Genomic DNA, 22,209 nt, shown 5'->3' on the forward strand with positions numbered 1-22,209 from the left:
GATACTATTGAAACCGAACGTGACGCGCGACTGGTTGCAGGGTAATGAAGGGATCGTCTGGTTCTAATTCTGCTGACGTTATCCCGGCCTCGCCATCATTCCAGCCATAATAAAAGATTCCTAAATCTTCAAGTTCTGCCAAAGTTTGACATTGTAAGAACTCATCTATTTCCGATTGACTGACTTTGGTTCCCATATAGCGATCGCTTGCTAATGTGACTTCTTTAGGCTGAAGTATGGGTGCAATTAAATCGGGAATAGCTAATTTAGACCAGTCGATAATGATAGTATATTCCTCAACTTCATCAGTAAATAGTCGTGCTGACAAACTGTCATCGTCGTCCTCGTCATCTGCAATTGGAGGTGAAACTTGTTGATTTTCATCGATCGAGAATACACCCTCGCCAGGGATATCGACAGTAATATATGGTAGTAGATTAATCTCATTTACCATCTTGCCGTGGTGATAAGTGGAGAGCCAGATGTCTTCCCCATAGTATATTAATAAGTAAACTTCAATACCTCTCGAAAACTCAACTTCAAGTGCCTGCTTGATTTCAGCTAACGACCCGAATACATAGGTAGTCGCTTTGCGTCCAGCACCTGGACCGATAAATAAGTCTAGTGTATAAAAGCTTTTTAGTTCTGCCACGATCTTCTAATGGTAGGCTGATAATTGTGATTGTGTTAGTAATTTTTTAATTGTCGATCGATAATTATTGAAATCGAACATGGTTTATTACTGGAAATGTTAGAACTGGCATATCTTCTACTGGCTCGGTAACTTCATTCCACCCAAACTCCATCTCATTCCATCCATAATAAAAAACATCCCCCAGATATGCGAGCACTTCTGGATCGTTACCAGAATTTAAAAATAGGTCGATTGTTTCCCGATCTAGAGTATAGCTTGAAAAAATAGAGACTTCTCCCGGTTGTAAAATTGGCAAAACTAATTCAGGAATATTCAACTTCGACCAGTCAATAATTACGGTATATTCATCTGTCTCTTCGTCAAAACTGGCTTCATCGAGCGGTGGTGTCACGTTTTGTTCTTCATCGATCGTAAATATTCCTAGTCTGGGAATTTCTACTCGAATATAGGGTAACAAATTAATGCGATCGATACGGCAAGCTCGATGATAAGTAGACAGATAAATATCTTCTCCATAAGATAGCAACAGCCCGATCTCAAATCCATGTGAAAATTGGACTTCTAGAGCACGCTGCACCTCTGCCAACGAGCCGAGTACGTATAGATGATCCTTACGAACGCCACCAGGTTCGACAACTAATTCCAGAGTGTAAAAACTTTTCAGTTCGCTCATGAGTTCGATCTAAATACATCGATCGCAGAATATCCTGTCGGAGATATTTTGTCGAGGCACTGTCATTTGCGATCGACTTCGCTTAAAATAGTGCTAAGGTACTATAAAAAGCATACTATAATAGTCCCACCTGCCATCGCATTAACTGCTAGCAGGAGTTTAATCCCCCATTGCCACAACGAGCCTACACCCTACATCCTCTACCATCTAACCTATGACTTTCGTTGGTTTGCACATGCACAGTGACTACAGCCTGCTCGATGGAGCTAGTCAGTTGCCGAATTTGGTCGATCGAGCGGTAGAATTGGGAATGCCTGCGATCGCACTGACGGATCATGGTGTGATGTATGGAGCAATCGAACTGATTAAAGTCTGTCGCACGCGCAATGTCAAGCCGATTATTGGCAATGAAATGTATGTGATCAATGGTGATTTTACGCAGCAGAAGCGTTATCAGAAGTTTCACCAGGTGGTATTAGCTAAAAATACCCAGGGATATCGGAATTTAGTTAAATTAACGACAGTATCTCACCTCGAAGGTTTTCAGGGTCGGGGGATTTTTGCGCGTCCGTGTATTAATAAAGAATATATCGAAAAGTATAAGGAAGGATTGATCGTTACGAGCGGTTGTTTGGGTGGTGAAGTTCCCCAAGCTATTATGATGGGAAGGCCAGATGCGGCGCGAAAAGTTGCAAAATGGTATAAAGAACGATTTGGCGAAGATTACTACCTAGAAATCCAAGATCATGGGTTGAAAGAGGATCGGGTGGTGAATGTTGAGATCGTTAAAATTGCGCGAGAATTAGATATTAAAATTATTGCAACTAATGATTCGCACTTTGTCTCTTGTTACGACGTGGAAGCACACGATGCGCTATTGTGCATTCAGACGGGGCAACTGATTCGTGAAGATAAACGGATGCGGTATAGCGGCAATGAGTATCTCAAATCTGCCGAAGAAATGGCTTTATTATTCCGCGATCATTTGTCAGATGAAGTAATTGCTGAAGCGATCGCAAATACAGTAGAAGTTGCCGATAAAATTCAGCCTTATAATATTTTAGGCGAACCCAAAATTCCCGATTTCCCGATTCCGGTCGGGCATACTCCAGCGACTTATGTCGAAGAGATTTCGCGGGAAGGATTGAAGGAACGGTTGAAGGTGCAACGCTACAGCGATATCGATCGAGAATATCAAGAGCGGCTCGATTTTGAATTGAAAATGATCGAGCGGATGGGATTTTCGACATATTTTCTGGTTGTTTGGGATTATATCAAATTCGCACGCGACAGGGCTATTCCCGTCGGCCCCGGTCGAGGTTCCGCAGCGGGTTCTCTAGTCGCTTATGCAATGAAGATTACTAATATCGACCCCGTACATCATTGCCTGTTATTCGAGCGATTTTTGAATCCAGATCGGAAGTCTATGCCTGATATCGATACGGATTTTTGTATCGAACGTCGTGCTGAAGTAATTGACTATGTAACAGAGAAATATGGCAAGGAGCGGGTAGCGCAGATTATTACGTTTAACCGGATGACATCTAAGGCGGTGTTGAAAGACGTGGCGCGGGTGTTGAATATTCCTTATGGTGCTGCAAATGAGTTAGGGAAAATGATCCCAGTGGTACGGGGGAAACCGACAAAATTAGCAGTAATGATTTCGGATAAAACGCCAGCACCGGAGTTTAAGCAGATATATGAAACAGGTGAATATGCCGATCCGGAAACTGGCGAAAAAATTACCGCCAGACAGTGGGTGGATATGGCAATGCGAATCGAAGGTACTAACAAAACCTTTGGGGTTCATGCGGCAGGTGTAGTAATTTCGGCGCAACCTTTAGATGAAATCGTACCGTTACAGCGGAATAACGATGGCTCTGTCATTACCCAGTATTATATGGAAGATCTCGACTCGATGGGTCTATTGAAAATGGACTTTTTGGGGCTACGAAATCTGACGATTATTCAAAATGCGATCGATACGATCGAGCAAACTAAAGGCGATAAAATCGACCCAGATGATATTACTTTTGAAGAACGACGGACTTATAAAATATTAAATAAAGGTTCGTTGAACAAACGTCCGCCAAATGTGGAAAAAACATATAAACAAGTCGAATCTGGCGACTTAGAAGGCGTCTTTCAATTAGAATCTTCTGGGATGCTAGATGTGGTCGCTAGACTAAAGCCATCGAGTATCGAAGATCTATCATCTATTCTCGCATTATATCGTCCGGGGCCATTAGATGCAGGACTGATTCCAATTTTTATCGATCGTAAACACGGACGCGAAAAAATCACTTACGAGCACCCAATTTTAGAGACAATTCTAGAGGAGACATACGGGGTAATTGTCTATCAAGAGCAGATCATGAAAATCGCTCAAGATTTAGCTGGATATACTCTCGGTGAAGCCGATATTTTGCGGCGGTGTATGGGTAAGAAAAAAGCTGATGAAATGAACAAACAGCGAGAGAAATTTCTCGATGGTGCGGCAAAGAAAGGGGTATCTCATGCGATCGCTGATGCCTTATTCGATAAGATGGTTTTATTCGCAGAGTACTGTTTTAACAAAAGCCATTCTACTGCCTATGCTTACGTTACCTATCAAACAGCATTTTTAAAAGCAAATTATCCGGCTGAATACATGTCGGCACTCTTAACTGCTAATAGTGGCGATCAAGATAAAGTAACCAGATATCTAAATAATTGCGAGCAAACTTTAGATATCAAAGTCGAGCCGCCAGATATCAATCGATCGTATGTCAAATTTCGTCCGGTTGTCGATCCAGAACGTCCCAATCGTTTGAATATTTTGTTTGGCTTATCGGCAATTAAAAACGTCGGCGAAGCCGCGATCGAGAATATTCTCAAGGCGCGAGAAGAAGGTGGCGAATTTACATCGCTGGCGGATCTTTGTCAGCGGGTTAGTTTGCAAGCTGTCAATAAACGGACGTTGGAATCGCTAATTCAATGTGGGACATTTGATAATCTCGATCGCAATCGGCGACAATTAATTAACGATCTCGATGTAATTATTCCATGGTCGCAGAGTAAGGCTAAAGAAAAAGCGATCGGACAAGGCAATCTCTTCGATTTATTGGGCGATTTAAAGCCAGAAATTGGTGGGTTCGATGCCGTTCCCAAATCTCCATTGGTGAGTGATTTTTCATCTTCAGAACGGTTGCAGTTCGAGCAAGAACTTTTGGGTGTATATGTCTCGGATCATCCACTCAAAAATGCCGAGAAAATTGCGAAGATGCAAAAGCATGATTTCAAGCGAATTATCGAAATTGAGAAGCCGTGCAAAGATGTCAAGCTGGTGGTGATGCTGACAGAGGTAAAAATAGTCCAGACAAAGAAAGATAATAAGTCGATGGCGATCCTCAAGCTCACCGATATTGCTAGCAGTAAATTAGAGGCAGTGGCTTTTCCCGAGGCTTATGAGAAAATCAAGGAGCTGTTAATACCAAATAGTTCGGTGATTTTAGTCGGCAAAGTCAGTCGCAAAAAAGATAACGACGAACTCCAGATGATTGTCGATGAAGCAATCGAAATCGATCGTACAGCCGTCCACAAGCCAGTAGATATCGAACTCGAACCCCAGCATCTAGTGCTAATCGAACTCCCGGTTAATGTTGCGATAGATGAGATTCGATCTCAAGCATTAAAGACGATGCTCGAAGAGTATTCGGGGGATACTTCAGCCGTAAAAACACCAGTCTACGCGATCGTGCGGAGCGAAAACAGTTATCGACTAGTTCAATTTGGCAAACAATTTTGGGTTCAAGATCCCAGCGAGCTGGTAGATAGAATGCACGATCGCGGATTTGACATTAAAGTCAAGCAAATTAGCTCGATTGAGACTTAAAACTCGATCGTCAATACCCATGCGCGCTAAATGTGTAGGGTTACCTCTACACATCGAGTAAAAAATCCTAGAGACGATCGCCAACCGCTAGTTTATACTGATAAAGCAGCGCACAATAGCGAGACATTAATGAAACCTTATACAGCCTCCTTGGATTCGGGTTGGCGGCATGAATTCATCCAAACCAACAATATTCGCTTACACTGCGTTACTCAAGGTGAGGGCGAATTAGTAGTTTTACTACACGGATTTCCAGAATTTTGGTATTCGTGGCGACATCAGATTCCAGCTCTAGCCCGACATTTTAAAGTCGTCGTTCCCGATTTGCGCGGCTACAATTATTCGGATAAACCTTCTGGTGGTTACGATCTCGATACCCTCAGTACCGATATCCAGGGGCTAATCGAGTCTCTAGGGTATGTCAAAGCACATGTTGTGGGACATGACTGGGGTGGGGCAATTGCATGGCATCTAGCCCAAAAATGCCCGCAAGTACTCAACAGATTGGCAATTCTTAATGCGCCTCATCCCCAAAGATTATTTCAGGAAATGGGTAGCAATCTCGATCAATTGCGGCGGAGTTGGTACATGTTTGCCTTCCAAGTTCCAGGATTACCAGAATGGTTGATCCAACAAAATCTGAAAGATTTTATCCTTAATGTTTTTCGCGGACAAGCTGTTAGAAAAGGAGCTTTTACCGCTGAAGATAATCAAATTTATCAGGAAGCTTTAGAAAAACCAGGTGTGTTAGCTTCGGCAATCAAGTATTATCAAAATTTACTCTCACCCCAAAATTGGCTTCAGAACTGGAATAACTCGCCCTTAATGGTGACGGTACCCACACTCATGCTGTGGGGGGAGGAAGATAATTTCTTGAGTAATAAGCTCACCGAAGGTATGGAGCGATTGATTTCTGCACCATTTAAACTCAAAAAAATTCCTCAGTGCGGACACTGGATTCAACAAGAAGTCCCTCAAATAGTCAATCGAGAACTGTTGAATTTCTTTCAAGCTGAAAGTATTAATTCTAGCTCCGAACTCTTAATTTAACCAATCGAGCTTAAATAATCGATCGATAATCATCAATATCGATCGATTATTTAGGCATTTACTAAAGCTTGAGATACATATTTATTGACCAAGTTTACCAGCTCGGTTGGTGTAAATGGTTTAGTCATATAATCATCTGCGCCAACCATTTTTGCTTTGAGCCTGTCGAATAAACCGTCGCGACTGCTGAGCATTAAAATGGGTACGCCTTTTAAGCTCGGAGATTTCCGCAACAGTTGACACAGTTCGTAGCCATTAATATCTGGCATACTAATGTCCATTAAAATTAGCATTGGATGAGTGCGAATTAGCTTCGTCATTGCTTGAGCGGGTTTGAGTAAGCTAATTACTTCATAACCTTGAGCCTCTAGTGTCAACTTCACACTATTTTGAACGGTTTGGCTGTCATCGATGCAAGCAATCACCGGACGTTCTTCATCTTGTTTTTGTCCGTATGCTGAAATCTGTGCGCTCCGATTGCGTACTAACGGTAACAACATGTGACTGAGTTCTTGGACATCGATATTGAGTTGATTTGCCGTACTATAAAGACAGAGATTTTGAGTTAGTGCTGATTGATAGGACTCGATCGCTTTAGTACTTTGAAGTTGCTGCCATAATAGTTTGTACAAACTATCGATATTCGAGAGATATACTCTCACTAATGGCGAAGTAATATGTGGGCGAATTTTTTGCCATTGCCAAATTAGTTGCTTGACAGGGGTAATTACTTGTTGCACCGAAGTCGATAAAATTAATACGTCTAAGTGTGCGTCAAGATTGAACTCCATTTCGGCAGTACCTAACGCCATGATATGCACGAAGGCTTCTTGAGTACAAGTAAATGCTAGTTGACGGACTTGTTGGAGTGATAACTTACCCGATTGCCATTGATGAGTAATAAATTTGTAATCGGATTGACCGATGGCAAAATCGCTTAATCTAAAATCTGGGTGATGGTGTCTAGTTAAATATATTAAGCGTTCTCTTTGCCCTAGCGTACTAGTTGCAAAATGCAGCTTACCATTACCAAAGTAAGCTTCCCAAGAGATCGAATTATCTAAGGGATCTCTGATAATCAATTGACCGGAAAGTTCTTGTTTGATAATATCTTTTAATGCTTCAACAACTCTAGTCATCACTGGTACTAATATATTTTAACTAATCTTGTCGATATAGCACAGTTTAATTTTAGCGATCGCGACCGCGAACGATATCAACTAGAGCGTGCTGTTTATCTATATTGAAAGTATCGATCGCCTTCAATATCGATCGATAATTTTTAATAACAAACAATCGATATAGCCAAATGAAAGCTAGCAGAAATTATGGGTAAATTTACTTAGATATTCAAGCTATCTCATATACTTAATATGCCCAGCAGAAACTCAATTCAAACATTGGATCGACAATCCTTACAATTGGCAAGATGACGAAAAACTAGCCCTGGACTAGTCGCTCGCTGCCAATGTATAGTCGAGCTGGCGCAGAAACATGTTGACTTTGGAGACAGTCATTAAAACTAACTTTACGCCATCGAATAATTTACCCCGAATGTCTAAAATTCAACAGTGGCTGGCTCCGGATCGAGATCGTCGCAACTGGAGATCCAGTGCTAAACCAGCTTTATCAGTTTTGTTGACAACTAGTTTATTAGTACTAATGGGGGTTACCCCTGGCATAACTCAAGAGCGCAAGCCAGCACGAACCCTCACGGCTAGTGGTAGAGGTATCGTTAGTATTCCCACTACTCTGAGCCAAATTCGCCTGACGATCGAAGTTTCAGGCAAAACACCCACAGCGGCGCAGCAAGAAGCCGCCAAACGCTCGACACAGGTGGTAAATTACCTTAAATCTCAACAGGTAGAAAAACTCCAAACTGCCGGAATTAATCTCAATCCTACCTATGTTTACCAAACGGGTACTAGTCCGAAAATTACTGGCTATTCGGCCACTAATAGTATCAGTTTTCGGGTGAATAACGATCGAGCGGGGGCAATCCTCGATGCGGCAGTAACAAATGGTGCCACGCGCATTGACGGTGTAAATTTTGTCGCCAGCGAACAGGCGATATCTAACGCCCAACTCCAAGCTCTCAAGCAAGCCACTCAAGATGCCCAACGTCAAGCCGATGCAGTACTCGAAACGCTCAATCTCAAGCGCAAAGAAGTCATTGGCATTCAAATCAATAGTGCATCTACTCCCGCTCCCATTCCGCTAGCTCAAGAATCGATGCGAGCGAAAGTAGCTGATGGCAATTATACTACTCCCGTCGTCGGTGGCGAGCAGCAAGTAGAAGCAGCCGTGACACTAGATATCGGTTATTAAGTTATCCCAATTCCTTAAATTAACAGAAGGGTTGATAAATTCTGATGAAGATGCGAACAATAATCGCTGCGCTGATTATCTATATTGCCGATCTAGGTTCGGGTATGGCAATTGGGCAGGAAGTGGATACAGCCCCTCCGCCTTGGGATAATCCTTCCGTCAAAGGGAGAGCAGTTCCGACCGTTTACCTTGCTGAATGGAAGAAAGCTGAAAATCGCAGCCGATGCCAGCCCCTGGTGCTGTTGGGTGCCGAACGGGAGCCAGGAGCAAAGATCCGGCGGGCAGAATTTGCTGGAGGTTGGGCTGTTGCTTACGACCTGCCAGGAGAACGCAGTGCCTTCGGGATTGCCGGAACTGGGTTAGATCTGGACAGTAGTGGGTCAACCTTTAAGTTTCCGAATACGATAACTTGGTCTGAAGGTAGCTCTGTCAGCTATGGTCTTCAAGGAGGCATTGGCCCTAGTTATCTGGCTTATCTGAAGGTTTCTGGACAAAGTTGTTTGTACAACATTTGGTCAAAGCGGGGTAAGATTCATCTCGAACATTTGATATCGAGTCTCCGTCAAGTCAAAGCTCGATCGAGATAGGTGACTCTAAAGGCAATTCATCAATTAACCTTCCCTTTAGACTCCAGCGCGCCGAGTAGCTTCTCTAAGATATCTGGTAGATCTTTACCCTAATAAATTGCTGGCATCACATCCCCGACTTCTCCAAGAAGTCGGGGATGTTTTACTTTTAGGGAAAATTTCCGAACTGCTAGTGCGATCGCTCGTAATCGCTGACTTGCGTGGTAGTATAATCATCAAATCCTAGCTTAAAAAGGTTGAGTTAAAATAGTTTTAGCGGATATAAACTTTCATTAGTCCAATGTTCGAGCAATTAATTGGAGTTTAAACCATAAAGGGAGGGGCAATTCATGGATTGCCCCTCCCTTTTTAAAAACTAAATCCGATTAACTTTGGACTTGGAGTTCGCCAACTAATTGTTTGAGTTTGTCTTCACCAACGTGATAGACTTCGCCGCAGAAATCACAAGTAGCTTCGGCACCTTTATCTGTCGCAATCATATCCTTAAGTTCGTCTGTCCCCAACAACTTGAGCGCGCTTAACATCCGTTGTTCGGAACAAGGACAGGCAAATTTTAACTCCTTCTGGTCGGGGAAAATCTTCAGATCCAGATCGCCGAGTAGCTCCTCTAAAATCTCTGGGAGATCTTTACCCGATTGTAATAAAGGTGTAAAACCTTGCAAACTGCTGACTCGCGACTCTAATAACGTTACTAAGGACTCATCTCGTGCGGCTTTTGGTAATACTTGAATCAAGATCCCGCCAGCAGATTGGACGCTGTGGGCATTCATCGAGACACCTAATACCAGTGCGGATGGAGTTTGCTCGGAGCTAAATAGATAGTTAGCCACATCGTCGCCAACTTCGCCAGAGACTAACTCGACGGTACTAGAATAGGGGCGACCGTAACCTAGATCCCGAAATACATAGACAAAACCTTCATTGCCGATCGCACCACCGACATCTAGTTTACCAGCAGCGTTGAGAGTTAGTTCGACATGCGGATTGTTGACGTAGCCTCTAACTGTGCCATCGACGCCAGCATCCACCATCAGCCCACCCATGGGGCCATTGCCTTTGATGCGGAGATTGACGCGAGCAAACTTGGTTTTCATGCCGGAGGTGAGCAATAACGCCGCGCTCATTGCCCGTCCTAAAGCATCTGTGGATACGGCAGAGAGTCGATGCCGCACTCTGGCTGTCTCGGTGAGGTTGGTGGTAATTGCCGCTACTGCGCGAATTCCGCCACCTGCTGCTGTTGCTCGAATCAGTCGATCGGTCATAAATTCCCTTAAATATTCACCTGTACATATTTTAGATGTTGGCCACCTCAGATTCTAGGGTGTTAATCCCCACCGAAGATTTCGATATTAGTAAAGGCGGCGACAGGCGCACCGTGCCCCACCCAGACGATTTGATTGGGTTCGCCTTTACCGCAGAACGGAGAACCGTACATTTCCCAGGTATTGGTATTACCCACTCGATCGAGATTTCCCCAGAATTGGGGTGTAATGCCGCGATAGTTGGGATTGCGGACGGTTTGGGTCAATTTGCCATTTTCGATTAGTTTGGCGTACTCACAGCTAAACTGGAACTTGTGGCGGCGATCGTCGATCGACCAAGAGCGATTGGATTCCATATATATACCCCGCTCGATCCCACCAATAATTTCATCAAAGCTGTGCTCGCCCGGTTCGAGATTGATATTTGCCATTCGATCGATCGGGGGACGATTCCAGCTACAAGCGCGGCTGCAAGCGACTCCGGGTAAATCCAAGCGCGCCTGACTTTCCAAGCTGCCCAAGCCGCGTTCCAAAATCCCATCGCGGATGATATATTCGCGTGTCGCACTAGCTCCCGTATCGTCGAAACTATAGCTGGCAAATTCTCCCGCCACAGTCGGATCGAAGGTAATATTCATTAACGGCGAGCCGTAGACGAGATTGCCAAAATCTGACGGTTGTACGAAACTACCGCCTGCATAGTTGCGCTCGTCACCCAAAATCCGGTCTAATTCTAGGGGATGTCCGACACTCTCATGGATTTGTAATAACAGTTGATCGGGTGCGAGTACCAACGTTGTCGTCTCGGTGGGACATTCCATCGCTGCGAGCAATTCTACCGCCTGTTCGCCCACTTGTCGTACCCGCGCCCACAAGTCGGGGGTGAGAAAATATTCCATACCCCCCTGATAGCAGCGTGCCAATCCCCCGCGATCGCTCCGATGTTGGATAATAGCTCCATCCTGAGCGGTGGCGGCATAATCGGTGGTCATCAGCAAAAATTTCTGATAGACGTCGGAACCGTTACTGCTGACGAACCAGCTTTCGATTTGGCGGGTAATAATCGTGGCACTAGTTTGAACGATTTTGTCACTGACTTTCAGGGTGTGACAAATCTTGCTCAGTTGCTCGCTAATGTCGCCAGGAGAGAGGGTGTTAAAGGGTTGAACGGTAGGGGAGACGTATTGCCCGACTACTTTTGGTCGTTGGGCGGTGGTGACAGTATAAATCCGATATTTGCTGGCAGTGCGGGCGCGATCGAAAGCTGCCTGCGCGGCGGAGCGAACGCCTGTGGGGGTGAGGATATTGGTTGCGCCGTAGCCGATCTGTCCATCGACTAGAACTTCGACCATCACACCTTCACTGATGGTCGTACTATTACTTTGGGGCATTCCGTCACGTGCGGAGCGTCCGGTGGATACTTCTCGCACTTTTCGCAGTCCCAGCCACTCGACAGGAAGATCGATCGATTGGAGTAAGTCGCTAAGTTGAGAGATGGTTGCAGTACTCATTGATTTAGCTTGCCAGTGTGGGACGTATTCTATATTTTACCCATCTGTGCCAGCTTGTGGAGATCGAGCTGTGTTGGTTTTGTGAATTATTTATACCCAAGTTAGGCACTGTCTAACTAAAGGGTGCAGCACTCACCACTTCTGGAAATAAGAATCGATCGTCCCATTAAGATCCGAGCGATTCCATCATCATTGCTGGATTCATTTTTGGCGTTGCTGAATTAAGGTATGAAACGCACAAATAATTTTGTAGGGGTAATGCCTTGTGCTTACCCCGCATCGATTAAGGGTACCCACAAGGGGCACCACTACAGGGGAATCATACCTCGATTCAGCAATACCTCATTTTTTGTCCTGATTCCCAGGTAAGCTGTCTAACATTTAAATCACATATTAGATTTTTTGAAAGCGGGGAGCGATTTGCGCACGCCTTTGTTTCCCGACGGGTTAGCAAATCAGCGACGCAGCTCCCTTCGGGAAGGGAGCTGCGTCAAGACAAGACAGCGGGGAGGCGGTAAGTAAATTAAATGAGTAACAGCTTATTCCCTAATTCCCGGTCGGATCTGGTAATGTCGATACTGAAAATAATCTGCGATAATTTGGCCGTGATCGAAACATAATTCTGAGGGAATTTCCCAGGGGTTGAAGATGCTGACGGTTTTGGCATCATCTTGGGCGATCGGATTTCCGGTGGCGGTGGCGATAAAGACGATACTGATGGTATGCTGCCGAGGATCGCGATCGGGTGCGGAATAAACCTGAAATTGTTCGATTAGGCGCACGTCTAGCCCGATTTCTTCTTTGGCTTCTCTAACGGCGGCTGTTTCTAATGATTCGCCATAGTCTACGAATCCGCCTGGTAATGCCCAGCCATGGGGCGGATTGAGCCGTTCGATCGCGATAATCGGGCGGTGAGGTCGATCGATTAGTTCGATAATAATATCTACTGTGGGTGTGGGGTTGCGATAAGTCATGCTTGGGATTATTGATTGAGAGTTGAGACTTGATAATTACCTGTTCTCGTCCTTTGTAGCGTCTGCTGAATCAGCAGGACAGAGAATTACAATGTCTATTGATAAGTTTTTCTTTGTCGTTTTGATGTACTCTATAGCATAGACTGAAGAATGATTGAATAGCAAGATTTAAATCTCTCAATGTTGAGTTTAAAGTATCAACTTTAATGTGATGTAACCCACTCGACGCTGAAATTTTTACAGGTTATGGTGGCTAATATCAAAGCTGAATTTAAGGCTACCAATAGTCAGCACAAACACCACAAATACATGTCTCAGCACACTTATTATCCAACCCAAGTCACAACAATTAGCGATCTACTATCATCAGCCAATACCAAGTGTAACCATCGCGACTATTTGGGTGCGATCGCCGAATATAACCAAGCAATCCAATTGGAGCCAGATCGGGCGATGGCTTACTGTGGAAGGGGGGTAGCTTACTATCGGCTGGGCGAAACCCAGAATGCACACAGCGATTATACCCACGCGATCGAAATCGATCCTAATTTAGCAATTCCCTACTACAGACGCGGTTTTTTACACTACTTAGCCAAAGATTATGCTAGTGCAATTGCTGACTACAATCGCGCGATCGATCTCAAGCCCAATTTTGCTTTAGCTTATTCCAATCGCGGTTATGCCTATCGAGATTTGTACGGAGAACAAGAGGCGGTCATCGATTGGCGATTTGCCGCTAAATTATTTAAAGAACAAGGTAATTTAGTCAAGTACGAAAGCATGATGAGCACGATCGAACAAGTTTATGGCGATGAGAGTTGTGCTTCGGGAATGTTATGGTAAATTTGCATTTTTTTGGCTCCCAGAAACCCGACTTCTTCGAGAAGTCGGGTTTATAGCTGCGTGCCGGGATTTAGCTACGCTTCAATCAAACAGTAATTACTGATTTATATAGCTGCTCGTATTCTTGTGCAGATTTATCCCAACTAAAATCACTTTCCATGCCCCGTTGTTGGAGTGCTTGCCATTGAGGCTTATAGTTAAAACTTTCCCAAGCACGTACCATACAAGTGTAGAGATCCAACGCTTCGTAACGATCGAAACAATAACCAGTACCCTTTTGGTGCTGCGGATCGTGGTGAGTGACGGTATCTACCAATCCGCCAGTGCGGCGCACGATGGGTACGCAACCGTAGCGCATCGCTAACATTTGAGAGATTCCACAAGGTTCAAAGCGACTCGGCATTAGGAAGGCATCGGAACCTGCATAAATGCGGCGCGAGAGAGATTCATTGTAAAGAAGATAAGTTGCCATCCGTCCGGGATAACGCGAGGCTAACTGCCATAATTGCGTCTCATAATTGCGATCGCCAGTGCCTAAGACGATAAACTGAGCGTCGGTATATGCCAAAAATCGATCGAGTGTCTGGAGCATCAGATCCAAGCCTTTTTGCTCTACCAATCGGGATACCATTCCCACCAGGAAAGTATCGGGATTTATCGCTAAGCCGACTTCTTGCTGGAGTGCGGCTTTGTTCTTGACGCGATCTTCGATCGTTTTGGCTGTATAAGTCTGCGCTAAAGCTTTATCATTGGCTGGGTCGTAAACTTCTGTATCGATGCCGTTGACAATTCCCGATAGCCTGCCGCTAATAAATGATAATAACCCCTCAATTTGCTCGCCATATTCGATCGTTTGGATCTGAGCGGCATAAGTCGGCGATACCGTATTGACTCGATCGGCATATTGCACCGCTGCGGCCATAGTATTGTGACCCTGCATGTACCACGGACACCAGGTAATCCGCTCTAGGAACCACCGCCACGGCCCTTGATAAGCTAAATTGTGAATGGTGAAGATGGTGCTGATATCGGGATCTTGGTGCATCCACACGGGCAACATTCCCGTATGCCAGTCGTGACAGTGGATGATATTTGGTTTCCAATAGTTCCAACAAAACTCAGCCGCGCCATTAGCAAAGAAGGTAAATCGCCAGTCTTCATCTTCACCACCATAGATTCGCAGCGGATCGAAGGCTGGATGCCCGAACAAGTACAAGGGAACGTCGGTACCAGGGAGAACTGTCTCATACACGGCAAAGTGATTGAACATGGCATATCCCCACCAGACAGGCTCGTAGGGGATATCTAGTTTACCGACTATAGAACCGTAGTATGGCATAAAGATCCGGACATCATGTCCCATTTTCCGCAAAAATTTAGGTAAGGCACCCACCACGTCGCCCATACCACCAACTTTGGCTATGGGTGCAGCTTCCGCCGCGACAAATAAAATTTTCATGAATATTTTTTATATTTAGGTGTTTGGTACTCAGGTGGTCGCGATCGCCATCAACAGCCATCATACCAGCCATCTAGATCCCGAATTACGGAAAGTAGGGTTTAGGGTTTAGGCTTTAGGCTTTAGGGAATAGGCTTTAGGGAATAGGCTTTAGGCTTTAGGCTTTAGGGAATAGGGTTTGGAACTGCGTTCCTCCACTCATCCACGCTTCTCCTCTCGGAGAGGCTACACCAACGACTTCGCGCAGCGCAAGCCCATCCAGCTATTCACTCCCAGTCTCCCAGTCTCCCAGTCTCCCCCTCTACCCAATTCACGCCATAGACTACTAACTACCTTGCGCTTCTTCAATCTCTAACAGGCTGACAATGACACCCGCGATCGGAATTGATAAGAACACACCGAGTACTCCCGACACTCGCGTACCCACCAGGAGGGCAAAAAATACGACTACTGGATTGAGATGCACAGTGCTTTGCATCACCCGTGGCGACACAAAATTATCTTGCAACTGTTGCAGAATCACACAAATTGCAAATACTTTGAGTGCCATCAGCCAACCATTTTGAACCAAAATAATCAAGCAGACAAAACTCACGCCCAAAGTTGCACCAATTCCCGGAATTAAGTCAAACACCCCAATTGTCACTGCTAGCAAAAATGAAAATGGGACTTGAAACAGTACAAAGACGATAAATGTAGCAACACTGAGCAGAAACGAAATTAGCAATTGTCCGCGCAAAAATCCGACAAAATTTTTTTGGACGGCGATCGCTACCCTGCTGCGATGTCGCTCTGGTATTAGTTTGAGCACCAGTTGCCAAAGCTTGGCACCATCGATGAGCATGAAAAAGGCAATGACGATGACAATGATAAAAGTGACATAATTTTGGAGTAAAACGGGGACAGAATTTACCGCCCAATTTAAGCCAAATTCAAATGCGGTGCGAATTTGAGCGGAAATCGCTTCTAAATCTAGCTTAATATTGGCATTTGCTAGCGTACTCTGCAATCGATCGAGTGGATTGTCGGCGCGACTGAAGGACTGGAGAAGCAATGCTGCCAATTGTTGAATTTGATTGCTTAATGTCAACCCGATGGCGATCGCCAGCACGACGATCGCGAGCAGGCTCAATGCAAACACAATACCTAGGGCGATATTTCGGCTCACAAATCGCTGGAGATAGGACAGTGGATAATTTAACAACAGTGCCAAAATTGACGAGAACGCAAATACAAAAATTACGTACTCAAAATATTGAAACAAGGTAACGCCCGCCCATCCCGCTCCAAAAAATAGTAAAAACCGCACTAAGGTATTAGTACTAACTTGATGCCCCAGATGTCGATGAGTCGGTGATTCTGGCTCGTTTTTCACAGTGGTTCGCGCTCCTTGGATAATATTTCGATCGCCGATTTTGTCGTCTGCCAAGTTTATGCGGCAAATCTAAATTCGATCGCCACAAAATTGTCTAACAGTTACAACTAACTTAGCAAATTTAAGGATCTCACTGCTGCCGACCGATCGGATCTTAATAATGGCACAAAGACATCTTAGGCATTGCTGATTTGAGGTACGATCGGCTGTTTTTGCAGCACAATTATCTCTCTTCTTCGCCCTGTCTTGTCTTGTCTTGATGCAGTTGTCTGAGCGGGAAACCCGACTTTTTGCGCATCGCGCATTGCGCCCCGCTCCCATTTTACAAATATTCCATCAATCTCGGTCTGAGTCCGAACAAAGTCAGGATGGCGACGCTACCGAGGGCGGCGGCGGCAATTATTTCAAAGTTATCTAACCGTTCTTCACCACGTTTGATATTTTGCTCGAATTCTTGCTTGTTTAAATCCATCAATTTAGTATGGATATTTTTGTAGCGATCGAATGCCCAGTTCGATTCGCCTTGGTTGGTACCGACACGTAAAGCGAGTGCTTCGGCAATTTTACCGCTGCGAGCTAGTTGCCGGATTTGGGTATCGATTTTGAGATAATCATTCCAGGCTTTGAGTATCTCGATCTCTAATTCTCGTTCGCCATCAAAAGTAGTAGTGTTTAATTCATCGGCAAATAATCCAGTTATTCCCGGCGTCGGTCTCTTTTGATTTACATTAGCGATAATACTATCGATCGACTGATTATCGGGAATATTCAAAATTCGCACGGTTTTATCAGTAAACGATCGCTCGTGTCCGGCGGCATTAGCTCTATCTAGCAAATAACGACTCTCATCAGCATTAGCTTTGTACGATAGAGAGCGCATTTTTCGTAAAGCGTATAAAGAATTAAAAGCATCTGCTTTAGCTATTCTGAGATTAGTTGATGCGCCTATAAATGAGCCGATTGTGTATCCTAAAAAGATGATGGCAATGACAGTCGCGCCGAGTAATGGGAGGTTAAAGATCCGCCGCATTCGTAAATAGAGAAAGAGCTGAATGGCACATATAATTCCAATCTGACTCAATCCCACGATCGCGATTGCAAATGCAATACCACCATTTGAAAAGCTTTGTCTGTTATAGCTTTTCTCTAATTCTCGATCGTTAACTTGACCGAGTTTTTCGGCCTGGGGGATAATTTCTCGATCCATTAATTGGGCAGCATTCTGATAAATTGCTAATGTGCCAGCAGCATCGCCACGTTTACGAGCATCTCTTGCTTCTTGTAATCTTAAGAGATAGGCACTAAGATTGAGTTGCAAACTTTGAATGATTTTTTCTTCTTCTGGATAAGTGATATTTTTCGCAGCAGCTACCAATCGATCGGCAATTTTTTTACGATTGATTTCAAAGGCTGCTAATACTTGGCGATCGGCGGCTCCAGGCTTCAATAGTAATTCATTTGCCAAACTGGCATCCATATCTGCCAATGAGTCTTGGAGTTGTTGGGCCGTGATAATACTCGGAGCTGCATTTTTACCGACATTCTCGATTGCCTTACGTTGGGCATCAACGCCATAGATACTAATAATGAGCAGTAATAAACTGACTCCCCAGGTAGTATACCAAGCATTCCGCAAGATTTGGGGCGTGGTAAATTTCTGAGCTAGCCGATGCGTTGGTTGGGGAACAGAAATCATTTACTTTGACTCCAAACGATTGATTCGATCGAGTAACAGCGAACTTAATAAAATGTGATTCTAGACGATTGAGTCGATCTCCAAACATCGGGTGTGGAATTTGACTCCAAACGACCTTAAAGTAACACTGCTCGGTGGGGTAGCCTCTGTCTTGTCTAGATCCTACTTGGGATTGCGGCGATCGATTATGTAGCACCAGTCACAAATCTTAATAGAAATTCTCAGCAAATTATCTTAAGCTAACAGGTTAGTGATATATATAATATTCGGAAATTTTAAAATGAGTTCTAATTTAGCGACTAAGTTACGTGAAGGTACTAAAAAATCCCATAGTATGGCTGAGAATACAGGCTTCATCGCCTGCTTCTTGAAGGGAACTGTCGAGAAAAAGTCCTATCGTAAGTTAGTTACCAATCTCTACTTTGTCTACTCGGCGATGGAAGAGGAAATGCACAAGCGCGCCAACGACCCCATTTTAGCCAAAGTCTTTTTCCCAGAACTCGATCGCAAGGCAGCTTTAGAGCGCGACTTGGCGTTCTATTATGGTGCCAACTGGAAAGAGCAAGTAGCTCCCTCAGAAGCTACTAAAAAGTACATCGCCCGCATCCACGAAGTTGCCGAGCGCGATTCCGCACTGATGGTAGCGCATCTCTACACCCGCTACTTGGGCGATCTCTCCGGCGGTCAAATTCTCAAGAAAATCGCGGTAAATGCAATGAACCTAACCGACGGTGAAGGCACCGCGTTTTATGAGTTCGAGCAAATTCCTGATGAGAAGGCATTTAAGAACAATTATCGTCAAGCCATGAACGATCTACCCATCGACGAAGCTAAGGCTGATGCTGTCGTCGATGAAGCCAACGCTGCATTCGAGATGAACATGATTATGTTCAAGGAATTAGAAGGTAACCTAATTAAAGCCATTGGCATTCAATTATTCAACCTCCTCACTCGCAAACGCAATCGTAATGATGGCGAATTGGCTACGGCGGAGTAGGCTTTAGGCTTTAGGCTTTAGGCTTTAGGCTTTGGGCTTTAGGCTTTAGGCTTTAGGCTTTAGGCTTTAGGCTTTAGGCTTTACAATGTCAAGCCTAAAGCCTTTTTAGCGTTTTTGATACCAAAGCAAACATCTAAGCTCTCAAACCTAAGACCTAAAGCCTAACATCTAGAGCCTAATTCAAACTCACTCAATCGCCGCTGGATCTGTTGATGACAGTCTGGCGGCGAAATTTTTAGGCTTTGACACCAGCCGATGTCGAGATTGACGCCGGATTCGATGGCAAAAATCAGCTCGATGTGGGGTTGATAATTAGCGACCGCAGTTGCAATATCATCGATCGAGCGATCGGGTACCAGCCACTCTTGCAAGTAGATGGATAATTGTGGTGCGGGGATATAGCGAAAATTGAGACTGGGTTGGAGTGGTTCTTGGCAATGGCTGTCCGAATCATCGAACAAATCCACCAGACTGCTAATAGCTACCACGCCGCGATCGTAATTTAGATAACCTTGCCAAGCTTGATGACCGATCCACAAAAAGTTTTGGGAAAACATCGTGCTCCGGCTAGAGCGATTATATTGCCGCATGGGTAGGCGTGGGGATGGTGAGTGGGGGAATTTTGGCGAGGATGCCTTGTTTGAGCGGTGCGGGACGTTCTCCCCAGGGTAGGGAGCCTGTGGGATGCTGATAGTATTTAGCCGCGCAATCTAGGATATTGCTCAAGGGAATGCTCGGCTCGGTGGGAGAGATATCGCCAAATAAATAAGTCGATTTGCCAGTCGCGGCAAAGGAAATCGCACACGATCGACTACATGCACTCATACAACCGACAGCCTGAATCGGAAAGTCTGTCGCTAACTCCCAATTTTGATGTAAAGCTTGGAGTTGTTCTAGCAGGCGTTCGCCTTCACTAGTACCAATCCGCTGACCATCTTGCCACTTACTACCGCAAGTGGTGCAAACAAATAAACAATGTTGTGGGTTCACCTAATACCTCGTAGGTTAATTGAACTAAATGTAGCTTCTGGCGGGCGTTCTGACTTTGTCGATCTCCAGATGGAGATGCGATTACAGTTGCGGGACAGTGCTGGATTCTCACCAGGCTTTCCCCATTACTTTGAGTGGCTGCTCCCCACTCAAACCAGATCGAAGTTTTATTATACATGTTGTCTGGTCGCCTACCAAAAATCCGATCGAGCGACAAGTTGTATCGTATTTCTCATAAATGCTGGCGATTTGCTAATACACTTATATTGCTTTCGCTCTAGAATACCCACAAGGAGCGGCCTGGATCGACATCAAAAATCCACCAGCGGTAAATGTCTTTGACCCACTGATGGATTATCAGCAATAACAAATGGAGAGAGAGTTTTCCCGATCTCTAAAATTCCTGTAAGCTGTTAACGACCCATTACTTCCATTTTTGCACTATTTAAGATCTCGAATAACTCCTGGCGATTCTGTTTGCGAATTAAATGTCGCCAGACGAATCGCGCTCCATATATCAAGCCAACTATCTTCAGAATTGGCGTAACTAAAGGAATATTGTCGATCGCATCCAGCCCAGCAAAGAAGGCTTTGAGTGCCATAACGGCCAGAATAGATAATCCAATTAGTGTCAATAAATACTGGTTATCTTTGAAAAAACGTTTGCCAGCTATGAATGTATCTTCTAATAAAATTGCTGGTTTATTAGTTTGAATATCTACCCAGAGTTCTTTTGGCGAATCACCTGTAGCTGGTTCTGGGTAAATTTCAGTTGGAGTACTTGCCCGATCTGGCTTGAGATAGTCATTAACAGATATCAATCGAGCTTCGCTGGTGGCGGCTGGGCTTACATGTGCATTTGCTAAATCTGAATCGAGCTGTTGTTGGCTATTTTTTTTAGATATTGTCAGATCGTTTGTCATTGGTTTAACTCAGTAATTTTGGGCGATCGATAACAGAGTTGCTTCCCACACGAACCAAATTATAAAATCGGTATCTTTCGGCACATACAAATTAAAAATTAGCTTGACTATCAGTATAGAAATTTAGCAATTATTGAGGATCGTCCCATTTGTAGATCTCGCATCTGCCATTAGACAGAGCACATTCAATTAGCTCGAATTACGCTCGATCGCAAATCCATATTGCCATCATCAGATTGCCTGAGATATTTATAGCTCCCTAGCGCAGCAAATTACAACTCGATCGATTACATCATTAATGTAATGGATTCAGACCCCCAACTTCTCTAATAAGTAAGGTTTGTGCAACTCAGAAACATAAAAAATGCTGTCTATCTTTAGAGAGACAAGTATTTAAAAAATATCTCTAATGAGCTAGGACAAAAACATCTTTTTCTATCGATCGACTGACTATTTTAGTTCTAGCAAATTGATAAGCTTTATTAAGTATTTGCGATCGAACTATTAGCAATATTCATATGTCTAGATTAATCGACAGAACTTCCAAAACGCCTTTATCTACTGTAATTACATTTGTAAATGTTACTACATTGGAGTGGACAAGGGCTGTAGACTTAGTTCCAAATTTCGATAGAGACAATCCGACGATGCGAATACCTAGCGACTAAAACAGTTGCCGCAGATAGCAACGATATTATTCTATATATTGTATAGATTCAAGTTACAAGTCCCATATTTTTTGAAACTAAGGAAGATAAAGCTCGTGCGTAAAGGTAAAGATGTTATTGGTAAGTCTGTAGTTACTTATGATTCGGGCAAGAAAATATCGACAATTAAAGATCTCATTTTTAGCCAGAATGATAATACTTTACTCGGATTTTTAATTAATGAAGGTAGCTGGTTGAGTAAGGCTAGGCGACAAGCTCCAATCTGCCGGACGTTTGGCTAGTACCAAGGTAACCGATGCCATTGTAGATCGATCCGCTCAACAAGACTTCGTACTGGGGTTTTT

General features: G+C 44.2%; 20 protein-coding genes and 1 riboswitch. Of the genes, 7 read left to right on the top strand and 13 right to left on the bottom strand.

Going from position 1 to position 22,209, the window contains the following annotated elements; genetic code table 11:
- Nucleotides 1-4: 4 nt before the first annotated feature.
- Both CHA6605_RS18675 and CHA6605_RS18680 read right to left on the bottom strand, forming a co-directional pair.
- Nucleotides 5-652: a hypothetical protein gene (locus CHA6605_RS18675; RefSeq protein WP_015160960.1), complete on the bottom strand. Its 648-nt coding sequence runs from the start codon at nucleotides 650-652 to the stop codon at nucleotides 5-7.
- 64 nt (nucleotides 653-716) lie between these two features.
- Nucleotides 717-1,328: a hypothetical protein gene (locus tag CHA6605_RS18680; RefSeq protein WP_015160961.1), complete on the bottom strand. Its 612-nt coding sequence runs from the start codon at nucleotides 1,326-1,328 to the stop codon at nucleotides 717-719.
- Between the two features lie 214 nt (nucleotides 1,329-1,542).
- Here CHA6605_RS18680 and dnaE point away from each other — a divergent pair, with 214 nt between their 5' ends.
- Together dnaE and CHA6605_RS18690 are read left to right on the top strand one after the other, a co-directional pair.
- Nucleotides 1,543-5,202 (top strand): DNA polymerase III subunit alpha, encoded by a 3,660-nt coding sequence (gene dnaE, locus CHA6605_RS18685; RefSeq protein WP_015160962.1) that lies wholly within the window; start codon nucleotides 1,543-1,545, stop codon nucleotides 5,200-5,202.
- 129 nt (nucleotides 5,203-5,331) lie between these two features.
- Nucleotides 5,332-6,252, top strand: coding sequence for an alpha/beta fold hydrolase (locus CHA6605_RS18690; protein ID WP_041549658.1), 921 nt, complete (start codon nucleotides 5,332-5,334; stop codon nucleotides 6,250-6,252).
- 50 nt (nucleotides 6,253-6,302) lie between these two features.
- Here CHA6605_RS18690 and CHA6605_RS18695 read toward each other — a convergent pair whose 3' ends face one another.
- Nucleotides 6,303-7,391, bottom strand: coding sequence for a response regulator (locus CHA6605_RS18695; RefSeq protein WP_015160964.1), 1,089 nt, complete (start codon nucleotides 7,389-7,391; stop codon nucleotides 6,303-6,305).
- 415 nt (nucleotides 7,392-7,806) lie between these two features.
- Here CHA6605_RS18695 and CHA6605_RS18700 point away from each other — a divergent pair, with 415 nt between their 5' ends.
- Both CHA6605_RS18700 and CHA6605_RS18705 read left to right on the top strand, forming a co-directional pair.
- Nucleotides 7,807-8,580, top strand: a complete 774-nt coding sequence (locus CHA6605_RS18700; RefSeq protein ID WP_157260033.1) for an SIMPL domain-containing protein — start codon at nucleotides 7,807-7,809, stop codon at nucleotides 8,578-8,580.
- Between the two features lie 50 nt (nucleotides 8,581-8,630).
- Nucleotides 8,631-9,167 carry a hypothetical protein gene (locus CHA6605_RS18705; protein ID WP_157260034.1) on the top strand — a complete coding sequence of 179 codons (537 nt, stop codon included), beginning with the start codon at nucleotides 8,631-8,633 and terminating at the stop codon, nucleotides 9,165-9,167.
- 365 nt (nucleotides 9,168-9,532) lie between these two features.
- Here CHA6605_RS18705 and hslO read toward each other — a convergent pair whose 3' ends face one another.
- The 3 genes from hslO to CHA6605_RS18720 all read right to left on the bottom strand — a co-directional run bounded on the left by hslO (nucleotide 9,533) and on the right by CHA6605_RS18720 (nucleotide 12,914).
- On the bottom strand, nucleotides 9,533-10,429 hold the full coding sequence (hslO, locus tag CHA6605_RS18710; RefSeq protein ID WP_015160967.1) for an Hsp33 family molecular chaperone HslO: 897 nt from the start codon (nucleotides 10,427-10,429) through the stop codon (nucleotides 9,533-9,535).
- Between the two features lie 62 nt (nucleotides 10,430-10,491).
- Nucleotides 10,492-11,940, bottom strand: a complete 1,449-nt coding sequence (locus tag CHA6605_RS18715) for a TldD/PmbA family protein (RefSeq protein ID WP_015160968.1) — start codon at nucleotides 11,938-11,940, stop codon at nucleotides 10,492-10,494.
- A gap of 539 nt (nucleotides 11,941-12,479) precedes the next feature.
- Nucleotides 12,480-12,914, bottom strand: coding sequence for an NUDIX domain-containing protein (locus CHA6605_RS18720; RefSeq protein ID WP_015160969.1), 435 nt, complete (start codon nucleotides 12,912-12,914; stop codon nucleotides 12,480-12,482).
- Between the two features lie 246 nt (nucleotides 12,915-13,160).
- On the opposite strand from CHA6605_RS18720, the gene CHA6605_RS18725 reads away from it, so the two are divergent.
- Complete coding sequence (locus CHA6605_RS18725) at nucleotides 13,161-13,757, top strand: tetratricopeptide repeat protein (RefSeq protein WP_015160970.1); 597 nt, start codon at nucleotides 13,161-13,163, stop codon at nucleotides 13,755-13,757.
- 85 nt (nucleotides 13,758-13,842) lie between these two features.
- On the opposite strand, the gene glgA is transcribed toward CHA6605_RS18725, so the two are convergent.
- The 4 genes from glgA to CHA6605_RS18740 all read right to left on the bottom strand — a co-directional run bounded on the left by glgA (nucleotide 13,843) and on the right by CHA6605_RS18740 (nucleotide 18,287).
- Nucleotides 13,843-15,216, bottom strand: a complete 1,374-nt coding sequence (glgA, locus tag CHA6605_RS18730; RefSeq protein ID WP_015160971.1) for a glycogen synthase GlgA — start codon at nucleotides 15,214-15,216, stop codon at nucleotides 13,843-13,845.
- A gap of 325 nt (nucleotides 15,217-15,541) precedes the next feature.
- On the bottom strand, nucleotides 15,542-16,645 hold the full coding sequence (locus tag CHA6605_RS18735) for an AI-2E family transporter (protein WP_232432100.1): 1,104 nt from the start codon (nucleotides 16,643-16,645) through the stop codon (nucleotides 15,542-15,544).
- Between the two features lie 122 nt (nucleotides 16,646-16,767).
- The gene (locus CHA6605_RS36270; RefSeq protein ID WP_015160973.1) at nucleotides 16,768-16,896 is read right to left on the bottom strand and encodes a hypothetical protein; all 129 of its coding nucleotides are present in this window, start codon (nucleotides 16,894-16,896) and stop codon (nucleotides 16,768-16,770) included.
- A gap of 17 nt (nucleotides 16,897-16,913) precedes the next feature.
- A complete protein-coding gene (locus tag CHA6605_RS18740) occupies nucleotides 16,914-18,287 on the bottom strand; it encodes a hypothetical protein (RefSeq protein WP_015160974.1) in 1,374 nt (457 codons plus the stop codon).
- A gap of 280 nt (nucleotides 18,288-18,567) precedes the next feature.
- Between CHA6605_RS18740 and CHA6605_RS18745 the strand changes: the two genes are divergently transcribed.
- Nucleotides 18,568-19,284, top strand: a complete 717-nt coding sequence (locus tag CHA6605_RS18745) for a biliverdin-producing heme oxygenase (protein WP_015160975.1) — start codon at nucleotides 18,568-18,570, stop codon at nucleotides 19,282-19,284.
- Between the two features lie 161 nt (nucleotides 19,285-19,445).
- Here CHA6605_RS18745 and CHA6605_RS18750 read toward each other — a convergent pair whose 3' ends face one another.
- The 3 genes from CHA6605_RS18750 to CHA6605_RS31815 all read right to left on the bottom strand — a co-directional run bounded on the left by CHA6605_RS18750 (nucleotide 19,446) and on the right by CHA6605_RS31815 (nucleotide 21,197).
- The gene (locus CHA6605_RS18750) at nucleotides 19,446-19,874 is read right to left on the bottom strand and encodes a hypothetical protein (RefSeq protein ID WP_015160976.1); all 429 of its coding nucleotides are present in this window, start codon (nucleotides 19,872-19,874) and stop codon (nucleotides 19,446-19,448) included.
- Entirely contained in the window at nucleotides 19,861-20,274 is a 414-nt protein-coding gene (locus CHA6605_RS18755; RefSeq protein ID WP_015160977.1) for a DUF1636 domain-containing protein, read from the bottom strand. The genes CHA6605_RS18750 and CHA6605_RS18755 overlap by 14 nt, the downstream gene beginning before the upstream one ends.
- Nucleotides 20,275-20,296: 22 nt before the next feature.
- Nucleotides 20,297-20,448: riboswitch (cobalamin riboswitch) on the bottom strand.
- Nucleotides 20,449-20,687: 239 nt separating this feature from the next.
- Nucleotides 20,688-21,197 carry a CAAD domain-containing protein gene (locus CHA6605_RS31815; protein WP_015160978.1) on the bottom strand — a complete coding sequence of 170 codons (510 nt, stop codon included), beginning with the start codon at nucleotides 21,195-21,197 and terminating at the stop codon, nucleotides 20,688-20,690.
- Nucleotides 21,198-21,960: 763 nt separating this feature from the next.
- Between CHA6605_RS31815 and CHA6605_RS18765 the strand changes: the two genes are divergently transcribed.
- Nucleotides 21,961-22,146 carry a PRC-barrel domain-containing protein gene (locus CHA6605_RS18765; RefSeq protein WP_015160979.1) on the top strand — a complete coding sequence of 62 codons (186 nt, stop codon included), beginning with the start codon at nucleotides 21,961-21,963 and terminating at the stop codon, nucleotides 22,144-22,146.
- Nucleotides 22,147-22,209 lie beyond the last annotated feature (63 nt).

It is taken from the genome of Chamaesiphon minutus PCC 6605 (assembly GCF_000317145.1).
Lineage (GTDB): Bacteria > Cyanobacteriota > Cyanobacteriia > Cyanobacteriales > Chamaesiphonaceae > Chamaesiphon > Chamaesiphon minutus.

Excerpts from the sequence above, each read along its gene's own strand:
- CHA6605_RS18715 (WP_015160968.1), bottom strand. The coding sequence starts at position 11,940 with ATGAGTACTGCAACCATCTCTCAACTTAGCGACTTACTCCAATCGATC.
- CHA6605_RS18700 (WP_157260033.1), top strand. The coding sequence starts at position 7,807 with ATGTCTAAAATTCAACAGTGGCTGGCTCCGGATCGAGATCGTCGCAAC.
- dnaE (WP_015160962.1), top strand. The coding sequence starts at position 1,543 with ATGACTTTCGTTGGTTTGCACATGCACAGTGACTACAGCCTGCTCGAT.
- CHA6605_RS18740 (WP_015160974.1), bottom strand. The coding sequence starts at position 18,287 with ATGATTTCTGTTCCCCAACCAACGCATCGGCTAGCTCAGAAATTTACC.
- CHA6605_RS18690 (WP_041549658.1), top strand. The coding sequence starts at position 5,332 with ATGAAACCTTATACAGCCTCCTTGGATTCGGGTTGGCGGCATGAATTC.
- CHA6605_RS31815 (WP_015160978.1), bottom strand. The coding sequence starts at position 21,197 with ATGACAAACGATCTGACAATATCTAAAAAAAATAGCCAACAACAGCTC.
- CHA6605_RS18680 (WP_015160961.1), bottom strand. The coding sequence starts at position 1,328 with ATGAGCGAACTGAAAAGTTTTTACACTCTGGAATTAGTTGTCGAACCT.
- glgA (WP_015160971.1), bottom strand. The coding sequence starts at position 15,216 with ATGAAAATTTTATTTGTCGCGGCGGAAGCTGCACCCATAGCCAAAGTT.
- CHA6605_RS18720 (WP_015160969.1), bottom strand. The coding sequence starts at position 12,914 with ATGACTTATCGCAACCCCACACCCACAGTAGATATTATTATCGAACTA.
- CHA6605_RS18725 (WP_015160970.1), top strand. The coding sequence starts at position 13,161 with ATGGTGGCTAATATCAAAGCTGAATTTAAGGCTACCAATAGTCAGCAC.
- CHA6605_RS18695 (WP_015160964.1), bottom strand. The coding sequence starts at position 7,391 with ATGACTAGAGTTGTTGAAGCATTAAAAGATATTATCAAACAAGAACTT.
- CHA6605_RS18745 (WP_015160975.1), top strand. The coding sequence starts at position 18,568 with ATGAGTTCTAATTTAGCGACTAAGTTACGTGAAGGTACTAAAAAATCC.
- hslO (WP_015160967.1), bottom strand. The coding sequence starts at position 10,429 with ATGACCGATCGACTGATTCGAGCAACAGCAGCAGGTGGCGGAATTCGC.
- CHA6605_RS18750 (WP_015160976.1), bottom strand. The coding sequence starts at position 19,874 with ATGCGGCAATATAATCGCTCTAGCCGGAGCACGATGTTTTCCCAAAAC.
- CHA6605_RS36270 (WP_015160973.1), bottom strand. The coding sequence starts at position 16,896 with ATGCGCGATGCGCAAAAAGTCGGGTTTCCCGCTCAGACAACTGCATCA.
- CHA6605_RS18705 (WP_157260034.1), top strand. The coding sequence starts at position 8,631 with ATGCGAACAATAATCGCTGCGCTGATTATCTATATTGCCGATCTAGGT.